This window comes from Actinomyces israelii DSM 43320 (assembly GCF_000711965.1).
In the GTDB taxonomy this organism is placed as follows: domain Bacteria; phylum Actinomycetota; class Actinomycetes; order Actinomycetales; family Actinomycetaceae; genus Actinomyces; species Actinomyces israelii.
This window is the reverse complement of the sequence record NZ_JONS01000069.1, coordinates 1-12,676: the sequence shown is the minus strand read 5'-3', so window position 1 is coordinate 12,676 and position 12,676 is coordinate 1. Positions and strand designations below refer to the sequence as shown.

10 protein-coding genes are annotated in these 12,676 nt (G+C 66.0%); 5 read left to right on the top strand and 5 right to left on the bottom strand.

Features of this window, described 5'->3' with window-relative positions; translation table 11 throughout:
• Together O145_RS14465 and O145_RS14460 are read right to left on the bottom strand one after the other, a co-directional pair.
• A partial coding sequence (locus O145_RS14465; protein WP_043564246.1) for a transposase occupies window positions 1-284 on the bottom strand: 284 nt, incomplete at its 3' end.
• Between the two features lie 67 nt (window positions 285-351).
• Window positions 352-798: a DUF2238 domain-containing protein gene (locus O145_RS14460; RefSeq protein WP_458859325.1), complete on the bottom strand. Its 447-nt coding sequence runs from the start codon at window positions 796-798 to the stop codon at window positions 352-354.
• A 497-nt stretch (window positions 799-1,295) separates the two neighbouring features.
• Here O145_RS14460 and O145_RS14455 point away from each other — a divergent pair, with 497 nt between their 5' ends.
• The 3 genes from O145_RS14455 (at window position 1,296) to O145_RS19430 (ending at window position 5,294) form a co-directional block, all read left to right on the top strand.
• Window positions 1,296-1,973, top strand: a complete 678-nt coding sequence (locus O145_RS14455) for an SDR family oxidoreductase (protein ID WP_043564240.1) — start codon at window positions 1,296-1,298, stop codon at window positions 1,971-1,973.
• A gap of 36 nt (window positions 1,974-2,009) precedes the next feature.
• A complete protein-coding gene (gene pulA, locus O145_RS14450; protein WP_043564238.1) occupies window positions 2,010-4,928 on the top strand; it encodes a pullulanase-type alpha-1,6-glucosidase in 2,919 nt (972 codons plus the stop codon).
• A 171-nt stretch (window positions 4,929-5,099) separates the two neighbouring features.
• Window positions 5,100-5,294, top strand: coding sequence for a hypothetical protein (locus O145_RS19430; protein ID WP_229118606.1), 195 nt, complete (start codon window positions 5,100-5,102; stop codon window positions 5,292-5,294).
• A gap of 255 nt (window positions 5,295-5,549) precedes the next feature.
• On the opposite strand, the gene O145_RS14440 is transcribed toward O145_RS19430, so the two are convergent.
• A complete protein-coding gene (locus O145_RS14440; protein ID WP_156966808.1) occupies window positions 5,550-6,995 on the bottom strand; it encodes an MFS transporter in 1,446 nt (481 codons plus the stop codon).
• A 54-nt stretch (window positions 6,996-7,049) separates the two neighbouring features.
• On the opposite strand from O145_RS14440, the gene O145_RS14435 reads away from it, so the two are divergent.
• On the top strand, window positions 7,050-7,619 hold the full coding sequence (locus O145_RS14435; RefSeq protein ID WP_043564237.1) for a TetR/AcrR family transcriptional regulator: 570 nt from the start codon (window positions 7,050-7,052) through the stop codon (window positions 7,617-7,619).
• Window positions 7,620-8,496: 877 nt separating this feature from the next.
• Here O145_RS14435 and O145_RS17725 read toward each other — a convergent pair.
• The gene (locus tag O145_RS17725; protein WP_084682658.1) at window positions 8,497-11,046 is read right to left on the bottom strand and encodes a S8 family peptidase; all 2,550 of its coding nucleotides are present in this window, start codon (window positions 11,044-11,046) and stop codon (window positions 8,497-8,499) included.
• 10 nt (window positions 11,047-11,056) lie between these two features.
• A complete protein-coding gene (locus O145_RS14420) occupies window positions 11,057-12,031 on the bottom strand; it encodes an AAA family ATPase (RefSeq protein ID WP_043564233.1) in 975 nt (324 codons plus the stop codon).
• A gap of 451 nt (window positions 12,032-12,482) precedes the next feature.
• Here O145_RS14420 and O145_RS14415 point away from each other — a divergent pair.
• Window positions 12,483-12,676: transposase (locus O145_RS14415; RefSeq protein WP_169740378.1), on the top strand; the 194-nt coding region annotated here is incomplete at its 3' end.

Here is a 12,676-nt window from a genome sequence, read left to right as displayed (position 1 = left end):
CGGGACTCCTGCGCGAAGAAGGAAGCCGCTTTTTTCAGGAAGTCGATCTCCATCCTGGCCTCCCGCAGCTCGGCACGCAGCCTCCTGTTCTCCGCCGACTGCTCCGCACCGACCTCGGAGTCCACGGACTCCGGGTGGTCCTTCCTCCATTTCTTGACCCAGTTTCCCACCGTCTGAGGAACCAGGCCGTAGGACCTCGCCACCTCGGCTATTGTCCGGTCCTTCTCCACGACCTCAAGGACGACCTGCTCCTTGAGCTCACTACCGAATCTCTGTGCCGACATAATCAGATTATACCTCATCTCTCAAAACAGTACTCTTTCCACCACTGTCCAAGAAACACCAGGCACCTCAGGGGCTTTTGCGATGATTTCCCCGCAAGTCGACAAGCAGATACGCGATATAGACCACGAGGGCGCCCAGCGAGTTGGCCAGGATGTCCCAGTTCGTATCGTCCAGAGTGAGACGCGACAAGCCGATCTCCACTATGCCGAGCTCGAACAGCTCATTAATGCAACCGAGAGCCGACACCAGGGCGAACACCGAGAACGCCTCGACCGGCCAGCGCCCCCGCCACCCGAGCGACAGCTTCAGATAGCACCACAGGACTCCCGCGAACATACCGCCCCCCACGAAATGGGTGGTGAAGCTGGTGTCCCGCCCCTCGATCAGCGGCGACGGCAGGAACCATGACACCATGAACAGCCCGCAGGCCAGGTACAGCAGCCAGCTCGGCCCGCCGACATAACCGGCCCGCCGCAGCACCACCGATATCGCCGCGACAAGAGCGACGGGCACACCGACGCATATGATCCAGAAAATCAGCAGACCGACAACACTAGACATAACACTAGACATAAAGACTCATCCACGGAAGTACGGGCGGGCATGATTCTCACAACCGCGCGGGCGACAAGAGACTCCCGGCGGGCGGCGACGGCGTCGAGCAGACAGCCGAAACAGGTGTCGAACAGGTACTGCCCGAGGCTCGGCGCGTCCACAGTCAACCACGGCCGGCCCGCCCTCGCCACCGGCCCGCCGTCGTCGCTCGATCCCGTTTACTACGCCCGTTTGTCCCTTACTACGCCATGTAGAGCCGTACAGGAAGGAACAAATGAGCGTAGTAAGCGCACGCCCGACCCCGCCCGCTCAACCGCAGCGCCCGCCCGGGCCCGGTTCCGCGCTCTTCGACATGACTGCTGCCGTGCCGGCGGCCGCAGCGCCCGCCCGGGCCCGGTTCCGCGCTCGGCATAGGACCGTAGAGGGACCCGGAGGCCGTTGAGTACAGTCAATGCATGTCTCGTATCGCCATCATCGGCGGCCACGGCAAGGTCGCCCTCCTGATCGCCCCGCTGCTCGTGGCCGCCGGCCACGAGGTCGTCTCCATCATCCGCGACCCCGCACAGGCCGACGACATCACCGCCACCGGCGCCACCCCCCTGGTCCTGTCCGTGGAGGACGCCGGCACCGACGAACTCACCCGGGCCCTGGCTGGCGCCGACGCCGTCGTCTGGTCCGCCGGGGCCGCCGGCAGGGGTGGGCCGCAGCGCACCGACGCCGTCGACCGCGCCGCCGCGATCCGCTCCATGGAGGCCGCGGCCGCCGCCGGGGTGCGCCGCTACGTCATGGTCTCCTTCATCGGCGCCTACGGCGAGGTGCCCGCCGACCACCCGATCCGCGCCTACGCGATCGCCAAGATCGCCGCGGACCGCCACCTGCAGTCCACCGGCCTGGACTGGACGATCCTCGGCCCCGGCCGGCTGACGCTGGATGCGCCCACCGGCGCCATCACCGTGGGGCGCGTCGAGTCCGACGCCGGCGCGCCCACCTCTCGCGCCAACGTCGCCCGCGTCATCGCGGCGGTGCTCGCCGAGCCCGCCAGCATCGGCAGGGTCATCCCCTTCCGCGACGGCGACACCCCCATCGCCCAGGCGGTCGCCGACGTGCCGCTGGCCTACGCCGACCTGTCCTGAGCGGCCCCGCCCCGGTCGCCCCGGTAGGACCGCACCATGACCTTCACCTACACGCTCACCTGCAGGCTCGAGGCCACGTCGGCCTTCCCCGCCGTCGTCGGCAGCGAGGAGCAGCGCGCCTACTGGGTGGCCCCCGACCTCCTGGCCTGGCCGCTGTCCCTGCTCCCCCGGGGGACGGGCCGCGAGAGCGTCGTGTCCGCCTCGGGCGAGCCCGTCCCCGGCGCCGGCCTGACCCTGCGGCTGATCACCGCCCCCGACGGCGGCGCGGCGGCCGTGCACGGCCGCATCCTGGGCGCCGACGGCCTGCCCGCCCCCACGATCACGCCGCTGCGCATCGTCGGCAACCTGCCCCGGGACGTCCTGGACGCCCACCCCCACCTGGAGGGCTACATCGCCCTGAGCCTGACCGACGACGACGGCACCGCCCTGCTCGACGACGACGCCGTCGCCGCGGCCCTGACCGGCCAGGTCGCGGTGGCCCAGTACGCGGATGGCGGCTCAGGCGGGCCCGACGGCGAGGGCGGCCCGGGCAACTCAGGCGGCGGCCCCGACGACCCGGGGCACCTGGACGCCTTGACCGGCGTGCAGACCGCCATCCTCCTGGACCGCCTCTACGCCGAGGCCGCCTCCCGCGCCGAGCTGGGCGTCGCCTTCCACGCCGTCGATGACGGCCCCGGCCGCCCCTCCTTCGCCCTGTGGGCGCCCACCGCCAGGGCAGTCACCCTCCTGACCTGGGAGACCGGCGACCCACTGGGGGCCGTGCCAGAGGTGCCCGGCCCGCCCGTGCGCACCCCCGCCGTCCGCGGCGACGACGGCCGCTGGAGCGTGCCCAACGCGGAGGGGGCCATCGGCGTCGGCTGCCAGTACCTGTGGGAGGTGGAGGTCTACGTGCCCTCCACCCGGAAGGTGGAGACCAACATCGTCACCGACCCCTACTCGACGGCGCTGACGACGGGCTCCACGCGGTCGGTCGCCGTCGACCTGTCCGATCCGCGCCTGGCCCCCGCCCAGTGGGCCGCCACGCCCGCCCCGCGGGTGCGCAACGACTCCGCCCGCACCATCTACGAGCTGCACGTGCGGGACTTCTCGGCCGCGGACCGGAGCGTCCCGGCCGCCCTGCGCGGCACCTACCGGGCCTTCACGGTGGAGGACTCCGCCGGGGTGCGCCACCTGGCGGACCTGGCGGAGGCGGGCATGAACACCATCCACCTGCTGCCCACCTTCGACATCGCCACCATCCCGGAGGACCGCTCCGCCCAGCGCGCCCCGCGGATCCCGGAGGCGGCAGGCCCCGCGTCCGCCGACCAGCAGGCGGCCGTGGCCGCGGTGGCCGATCGCGACGCCTACAACTGGGGGTACGACCCCCTCCACTGGGGGGCGCCGGAGGGCTCCTACGCCACCGAGGGGCACCAGGACGGCGGGGCGCGCGTGGTCGAGTTCCGCCGGATGGTGGGCGCCCTGCACGCCCTGGGCTACCAGGTGGTGCTCGACCAGGTCTACAACCACACGGCGGCCTGCGGTCAGGACCCCTTCAGCGTCCTGGACAGGGTGGTGCCCGGCTACTACCACCGCCTCGACGCCGTCGGGACGGTGACGAGCTCGACCTGCTGCGCCAACACCGCCACCGAGAACGCCATGTGCGCGCGCCTCATGATCGACTCGGTGGTGCGCTGGGCCAGGTGGTACCGGGTGGACGGCTTCCGCTTCGACCTCATGGGGCACCATCCGCGGGCCGTCATGGAGCGCGTGCGCGCGGCCCTGGACCGGCTCACCATGGCCGACGACGGCGTAGACGGAGCCTCGCTCTACCTGTACGGGGAGGGCTGGAACTTCGGGGAGGTCGCGAACAACGCCCTGTTCGTCCAGGCGGTCCAGGGGCAGCTGGGCGGCACCGGGATCGGCGTGTTCAACGACCGTCTGCGTGACGCCGTCCACGGCGGGGCGCCCTTCGATCCCGACCACCGCATCTTCCAGGGCTTCGGCACGGGCCTGCTCACCCAGTCCAGCGGGCTCGACCCGCGCGGCTGGGGCGACCAGTCGGCGGACCTGGCGCACCGCACCGACCTGGTGCGGCTGGGGCTGGCGGGCAACCTGAGGGACTACGTCATGACGATCTCGGACGGCTCGGTGCGCCGGGGCGCCGACCTCATCCACAACGACGCCCCGGCCGCCTACGCCTCGGTCCCGCAGGAGAACGTCAACTACGTGGACGCCCACGACAACGAGACCCTCTACGACCTGCTGGCCTACAAGCTGCCGCGGGGGATGCCGGTGGTGGACCGGGTGCGGATGAACACCGTGTGCCTGGCCACGGTGACGCTGGGGCAGTCGCCGGCCTTCTGGTGCGCGGGCACCGAGCTGCTGCGCAGCAAGTCCCTGGACCGGAACTCCTACAACTCCGGGGACTGGTTCAACGCCATCGACTTCTCGGGGCAGCACAACGGGTTCGGCCGGGGGCTGCCGCCCGCCAGGCAGAATGAGGCCGCCTGGTCCATTCAGGGGCCGCTGCTGGCGGACGCCTGGCTGCGGCCCTCGCCCGACGAGATCGCGGCGGCCCGCGCCCAGGCCCTGGACCTGCTGAGGCTGCGCTCCTCCACGCCCCTGTTCAGCCTCGGGGACACCGGCCTCATCCAGACCAAGCTGAGCTTCCCGGGCTCGGGCTTCGCGGCGCCGCCGGGCATTATCGTCATGCTCATCGACGACACCGTCGGACGCGACGTCGATCCGTCCCTGGACGGCGTGCTCGTGGTCTTCAACGCCACCGGGCACACGCTCACCCAGTGCCTGGGCGAGCTGGCGGGCCGGGACTTCCGCCTCTCCCCCATCCAGGCGAGGGGGGCCGACGACGTCGTCAAGCGCACTGGCTTCGACCGGTCCACCGGGACGGTGAACGTCCCGGCGCGCACGGTCGCGGTGCTGGTGCAGGCGCAGTCGGGGAAGCCGGAGAAGAAGTAGCCCGCGAGGCGCTGCCCCGGCCGGCACCCCGCCGCCCGCCTGTCCCGGCGCACCGCCTGTCCCGGCCACCGCACCCCGTCGAGATAGACATTTTCGTACGAGATCGGCGGTGTCACCGTCTACCTCGTACGAAAATGTCTATCTCGACGCTCGGCCGCCACCGCCGTCGAGGTGCTGCTGGGCACGCGGCGGGGAGGCAGGGCCGCGGCGCTGTTGGGCGACCACGCCCTGCTCGCTCCGCAGCACCTGACGGCCGATGCCGCCTCGGTCTTCCGGGGCCTGTCCCTGGGCGGCCACCTCACCGAGGAGCAGGTCCTGCGGGGTTCGAGGAGCTCGCGCAGCTGGGAGTGGAGCAGGTCCCCGTGATCGACATCCTCACCGAGGTGTGGGCGCAGCGCCACACTATGACCGCCTACGACGCCATGTACGTGTTCCTCGCCCGCCTGGTGGGGTGCCGGCTGCTCACCCTCGACGTCTGACTGGCCCGGGCCGCACCGGACTGCGCCGTGACGCCGTGACGACATAGCGCCGGCGAGTCGGCCCCGGCCGCCCCGGTGCAGCGGCCGGAAGACGGCGGCGGGGCCGGCGGGCCCGCGACTCCGCGGCCCTGCGTCGAGGCCCTCAGAGCGCCCTCTCGGCGCCCCTGATGCCGAGCGCCATGACGGCGGCGGCCAGGGCGCCCCCGCCGCAGATCGCGAAGATCCACCGGTAGGCGGCGAGCGCGGGCAGGGTCGCGGAGCCCACCGTGGTCACCAGCGTGGCCAGGATCGAGCCGCACAGCGCCGTCACCACCGAGATCCCCAGGGAGCGGGCCAGGGCGTTGAGGCCGTTGGCCGCCGCGTTCTGCTCGCGCGGCGCGTTCGCGTTGATCACGGCCGGCAGGGCGGCGAAGCACAGGCCGACGCCAGCGCCCACCATGGTCGTGCCCGCCGTGACCCAGGCGAGCGTGGAGGTGAGCACAATGCGCATCCCCCAACCGAGGGCGGTGACCAGCGAGCCCACGGCGAGCGTGCCGCCGGCACCGATGCGGGCGATCATCCGCGCCGCGACGGGCGCGCACACCAGCATGGCCAGGCCGGCGGGGAGCAGGGTCAGCCCGGCGAGGGCCACTGAGCCCCCGAACCCGTAGCCCGTGGCGGCGGGGGCCTGAACGTAGGAGGACGTGCCCAGGATCGAGCCGAACATGGAGAAGCCGATGAGCACGGAGGCCAGGTCGGCCAGCAGGATCGGGCGGCGCACCAGGGTCGTGACGTCCACCAGCGGCTGATCGGTGCGCAGCTGCGCCCACCCGAACGCGGCCCCCAGCACCACCGACAGCAACAGGAGCCCCAGCGTGAGCGGGCTTCCCCACCCCCACACGCCGGCCTCCGACAGCGGAACGAGCAGGGCCAGGAGCGTCAGGGAGAGCAGGACCGCGCCGCGCACGTCCAGGTGCCCGGACGCCTGGGCCGGCGCCTCCCGGACCCCGGCCAGGATGCCGAGGAAGGCCGTCAGGGCCACCGCGAAGGTGATCCAGAACAGCACGTGGTAGTCCACGTACTGGCAGATGACGCCGGCCATGGGCAGGCCCAGCGCCCCGCCGACGCCGAGCATGCCGCTGATGAGCGCGACACCCGAGGCCTGCCGCTCGGCCGGGACGACGGCGGCGACGAGCGAGATCCCCAGGGGCACCGTGCCCGCGGCCAGCCCCTGGACGGTCCGGCCGACGATGAGCCAGCCGATGCTGCTGCTCATCGCGGTCATGAGGGAACCGACCACCATGGTCGCCAGGCTCACGAGCAGCATGCGCCGCTTGCCGTACAGGTCCCCCAGCCGGCCGAACAGCGGCACGGCGACGGCGCCGGCGAGCACGGTGGAGGTGACGAGCCACTGCGTCGTGCTGGCACTGGTGCCCAGCTGCGCCGGGAGCGTGGGCAGCACGGGCACGAACAACGACTGGGCCAGCGCCGAGACCAGGGCCCCGGCGGCCACCAGCCCCACGACGCGCCCGGGGTGACGGTCCGGGGGCGCACCCGCGCTCCCGTGCGTGCCTCGTCCTGACTCCTTGAGCATCTGTCTCGACAACATGTTTACAAATGTAAAGTACTTGACGAACGTAAATCAGCGTGCCAGTCTGTGGCAGTGGACACGACCGAGCGCGTCGCGCAATCCAGACGGGCCCTGACCGGTGCCGTCATCGACCTGCTGCGTACCAGCCCGGCCGGGCGCATCACCATTACCGAGGTGTGCAGACGGGCCAATGTGACTAGGCCCACCTTCTACCAGCACTACGCCTCCCTGGACGACCTCGTCGGCCGGGCCGTCGCCGAGCGGCTGCGGGAGCACCAGCAGGCGGCCCTCGCCCTTGACGCCGACGCCCCCGACGCCGACCTCCAGGTCTCGCTCGGCCGGTTCCTCGACCGCATCTGGGGCGACCGCAACCTCGTGCGTGCCCTGCGCAACACGGGCGCCGCCCCGGCGATCACGCACCATGCGTCCGTCGACGTGCTGGCGGAGCGGATCCTCGCCCGGCTACCCGGACCTCATGCGGCGCAGACCCGGCTGCGCGCCCGCTTCGCCGCCGCGGGCATTACCGAGCTGCTCGCCGACTGGCTGGACTCCGAGGACCCCGCCCGGGTGCGCGACACCTACGCCCGGCTCCTGCGCGACCTCACGGCTGCGGTCATGAGCCCGGCCAGCCCGGTCGGGTAGCCCGACCGGTGCAGCACGCGAGCACCACGGCTCCCGGCTGGCGGCGCACGACGTGACAGACCCCGCCCGGGCCGGGTCGCCTGAGGCGCGCAGGAGCCAACCCGCTAACCCTGCACGCGCGGGGATGATCCCAGGGGTTGCCTGAGGTGCATAGGGGCCAACCCGTCCCGGTCGGTCGCAGCAGGGCGACACGGGTTCCCGTCCCGGCCTGCGCGCCGACCCGCCTCACCGCCCGGCCAGCTCGGCGGCCCGCACGCCCCATGTGCCCTACCCCTCACCGACAGAGGATATCGACCTGTTCGTGGACTCGCTGATCGGTATAGCGCAAGTGGAGTGAAACTGATTACGGGAGCAGGAGGCCCCCTGGTGCTCGGTCCCTGACCTGGGCGTCGAACAGACTGGTTGTAGGAAACCAGGTGACCGCGGTGCCCGCAGGCCCGGGTGGCACCCGATGTCGATACCCGGAAAGGGTGTCCGTGGTGTCTTCTGGCGTGGATCCAGGTGGTGGGGGCGTCTGTCGCGGCCTCTCGACACGCACCCGAACAGTTTTATCCAATTTTTTGGATAGTCTGTCACCTGTCCGCTAACCCGTTTCCGTGTGCGTGTCGCAATCTGAGGATCAGAACGATGGGCACTCCCTGCCGTGTCGGGACCCAGGCCTCTGACCTGCACAGACATTGGGTGTACAAAGGTGAGAACGGGGTGGGGTCGGCTCTGATCCTCAGATTGCGACAGAATCGGACGCCCGACCCCACCAGGCCCGTGCATAGTCTCCGGAGGTCCGGGTGGACCGGTTCGTGAATTCATATCTGCCTACCTGGGCGCCGGTGCCGCTGGCTCGAGGCTCTTATTTATGACGGCGCACCCTCACTGCATTTTAAATTTCGATCTGGACTGCAGACACGGGGATCTCAAGCTGCGTCGCGATTGGGGTGTAGAGGTCCACATCCTGTGCACGAGTCCTCAGGGAGATCAGGAGTGCATACCTCACGGGCAGGTCCCGTCTGTCCTGACGACGATTGTTTTTCCACCATCCTCCAACGGGATAGACCGCCACGTGGTCACACGTAGCAAGCTCAACCCCCGCGCCTGTCCACTGGTCCTGATGGAGAGAGCCACAGTTCCGTGCCTTCTCGCCAAGGAGCCAGCGCCGCGAGTAATGCGGCCTCACAAAATCTGCTCCGTCTTCCTCGTTTTGCGCTTGTCGATTAATCCTCGCAAAAAACTCTTCTGAATTCTCGGTAGGTCCTTGAAGATCAAAACGCAACCCGTGAGATCGGTAGGTGTACCTTCCCTTCCAGCCGCGCCGCGTGGCAGAGGGTTCGATGAAGTAGGAGAGCGCGATACGCAGGCACACATCATTTGCCCCGAGATCTTGAAGCACCTCTCGTGGCCAGGGAAGGGCATGCAGGCGAAGCTCTCGCATCGTCCAGTCCTCATCGAAGGGGTTGAACTCGTCCTGAACTATCATGGTGACCGCATCAGAGGAAGAGTGGAGTACAGAATCTTCAGTGGGAACGCCCCAGCCGTACCGGCGGAGCAGTTGCACCACTTTCCGCTTCTTTCGGCCGCAAGCATCAATTCGATCCTGCATCGCCTTGGTCCACTGAGCCTCGTGAACAAGAAGACCTCGAACTGTCTCGGGCCAGTATGAGGGGTATCGGTCCATGACGAGAGCAGCAAGACGAGCTGCCTGGGCAGTCGCAGCGCTCGTTGCATTGGCAGAGGTAAGCGCGACATCACTATTAATGCCTGTTGAGCGCAGAGACAGAAGAGGGTGACTGTCCTCGATTAGACCCTTGCCGTCAGTGAGAGCGTTACCTCCCTCCATGCAGATCTCCGGCTTTATCGGCCAGGAGCTGGTCCCAAAGAGCATGGAGGTACGGCTATGCGGGGAGAGGTCACCGCGGACAGCAAGAGGTCGGTAGCCTCGATATGTAGGATCAACTGGCGACCAATCCATATCAGTATAGGCGCCAACTGTCAAGGCGTTCCAAGACTGACCAGGGTCTTCGATACACGAAATGTCTGAGTTGGCTAGATAGTCATCCACGTAGTTACCAACGTTCGCAGCAGAAATGACAATAAGACGGGAGGCGTCAGCATCTGGTTCTGAGATAAGACTTACTGTGTCGTCATCGACGACGACATCTGTGCCCGCAGCAAGGGCATCTATAGCGGCCGACCACAGTGTCGGCTGACCCGGATCCGCATCAGACTCAGCGCTGACCGGCATGCAGTACACACGTTGTCGTAGCATCACAGTCTCTGGCAAAGATACTGCCTGGATGGTAGCGCTTGCGTTATCTCGAGGGGTGCTCGGCTGAGAAGTCGACCGTTTTCTCCCGTCCAGAATTCGCACCGATTCCAAACGATGTCGTAGATCTACCTGTTGGGTTCCTGTCAGGAGTGCATCCAAGTGGTCTCCGTAGAGCGCAATACCAGCCATAGACGTACCATGGCCTGCACGATCGATCCCATCAGAGAAATTTCCAAGACTGTACAGATCAGAGCTCGACACTGAACCAGAAAGGAGCCGATGCTCACGAAATATACCGGTGTCAAGGTGACAGACTACAGGCGCATCCGCAAGGGCTGGGCGCACTCGGCTCGCCAGATCGAGAACGTACTCCATTTTTTCGTCGTCACTGAGATCCTCAATAGTGTTAAGCATAAACGACGGCTTGCGGATCTCGGTGAGCGGCAGATCCGTGACCAATAGCAATTCGAGCTGCTTCCACGTGGCACGGACATAGGTAATACGAGAGGTGCCGATCTGCGTTTGCCTATCGAGTCTCTCCAGGCGATAGGCTTTCAAAACCTTGTCAAGAAGATCTGGCTTCCCTCTTCCGATGTCGAGCCAGAGCTCCCACCAAGTAGACTTGTCACGTTCAGGGTCACCCCCGGAGGTCCACAGATCCTTCAAAAACGCATCTCGAATTCGTGAAATATTAGCGACAAGTGCATTGTTGCACGGTTTACCTGTTTTCGCTCGCTCTTTGTTGAGATAGTCTTCAAAAAGTTTGAGAAATTTTGACCGAAACTTATCAGCCACCCAGATGGTGGCGGTCTCCGGATGCTCGTCTGTCGCGGGACGGGCAGACAGAAGAAGCCACTGAGGCACCCTCGGAGCATGCCCACCTCTTGCCGTTCTTGTTAAAGAATTAAGTCCGAGGTTGAAACCAGCACCCCAACCTTCAAGGACCAGGATTACGCCGTTAGCGCGTAGAGACTCATCCAAGCATGCCTGACCGCGGACGGTATCTGCGGCCGCAAAGACTGTTTTGGCTTCTCCTAGAAGACGATTGCCATGCGGATACCGGCACACTGGTCTGACGCTTTGAGTTCCTCCTCCGTGTCCAGCAAAGCCTTTTCGATCAACACGGTTCTGTACGTAAAGATGTTCACGGTTGTCGTACCTCAGCATACTGCTCACCTTACCTTAGGCTCGCCAATCGACGTGCCGAAAGAGCTGTTTCAACGTCCTTGCGGGTCACAGCAGTATCTCCGCGCATGAGTGCGCTCTTGGCAGCAGACTCCGCCGCCTTGACAAGGTCGGCATGACTAAGCCCCTCGGTGAACGATACCAGCCCACCCAGCCTTACTCCCTTCACCAGGGAACCTAGACGCTTACGAATAACTGACTGTGCCTGCTGAGCGTCCGGCAAGGAGTAGGTGAGAACCGCATCGAACCGCCTGAACAACGCTCGGTCCAAAATGGAACGATGGTTGGTGGCCGCAATGACGATAGAATCGGAACCAGCGTCTTCTAGGAACATGAGGAAGGTATTGAGAATACGCCGAGCCTCTCCGACGTCATTACCTCCCCTATCTCCGCCAAGCGCGTCGAACTCATCAAAAAGATAGACCGCACGCTGGGAAGCGACGATCTCAAAGATCGTCCGCAGTTTCGACGCCGTCTCCCCCATGAATTTGCTGAGGAGTCCGTCAAGACGAACTGTGCACATAGGCAGGGAAAGCTCGGAGGAGATCACAGATGCCGTCATGGTCTTGCCGGTACCGGGAGGACCTTCGAGTAGCAGTCGGTGCATGGGAGTAAATCCGTGCTCGGCCAGCACCGCTCGTTGCCTCTGCTCCTGGATAACCTGCACGACCTGCGCGGCAAGATCGGGGGCGATGACGAGGTCGCGCAGGGACACCTGAGGATAAGAGACCTCTATGAGGTCGGTGACGTCATTCTGGGAACGAGGCAGCCTTGTCACTTTGGCGAACTGAGTCCGTCGGCTCTCTCTCGAGGACTCGACCGCCTTTTTAATATCGGCCGCAAGATGATGATGACCTTGGCGGGCCTCGCGTGCCGCCGCCTGGAGGGCTACGGCATAGAAAGCCTCTTCGTCACCCGAGGCGTGGGTGCGCACAAGTGCGGTAACATGCGATCCCTGGCTTGCCATGGTGATCCCTCCTTACTTATCCATACGCAATGAAGATACCATGTGGGTCGATGGTGACAAAAACTATCTCAACAAGGCAGCACTCACGTACGCGACTCGGTCACCGAGGCCAGTATACAGGAACATTTTACCGAAGGCAATCAGGAGGGGCTTCGGAAAACCCGGTCAACTCGACCTCACGCGGATACGATAAGTTTTCCCAAATACTGCAGCACGAACAGAACAAGGTCTGGTTGTGGGATTGTTCGTCTGGGGTGGGTCGGGGCTTGTAGGGGATGGCGTCTCCCTCGTACGTACGGCCCCGGAGCTTCTCAGAGATTGTGGCGGCCAACGCTCGTAGTGTCTCCCTCGTAAGGTATAGCCCCGGAGGTGGTCCTGGTTTGAGGTGCCTGGTGTTTCTTGGACAGTGGTGGAAAGAGTACTGTTTTGAGAGATGAGGTATAATCTGATTATGTCGGCACAGAGATTCAGCAGTGAGCTCAAGGAGCAGGTCGTCCTTGAGGTCGTGGAGAAGGACCGGACAATAGCCGAGGTGGCGAGGTCCTACGGCCTGGTTCCTCAGACGGTGGGAAACTGGGTCAAGAAATGGAGGAAGGACCACCCGGAGTCCGTGGACTCCGAGGTCGGTGCGGAGCAGTCGGCGGA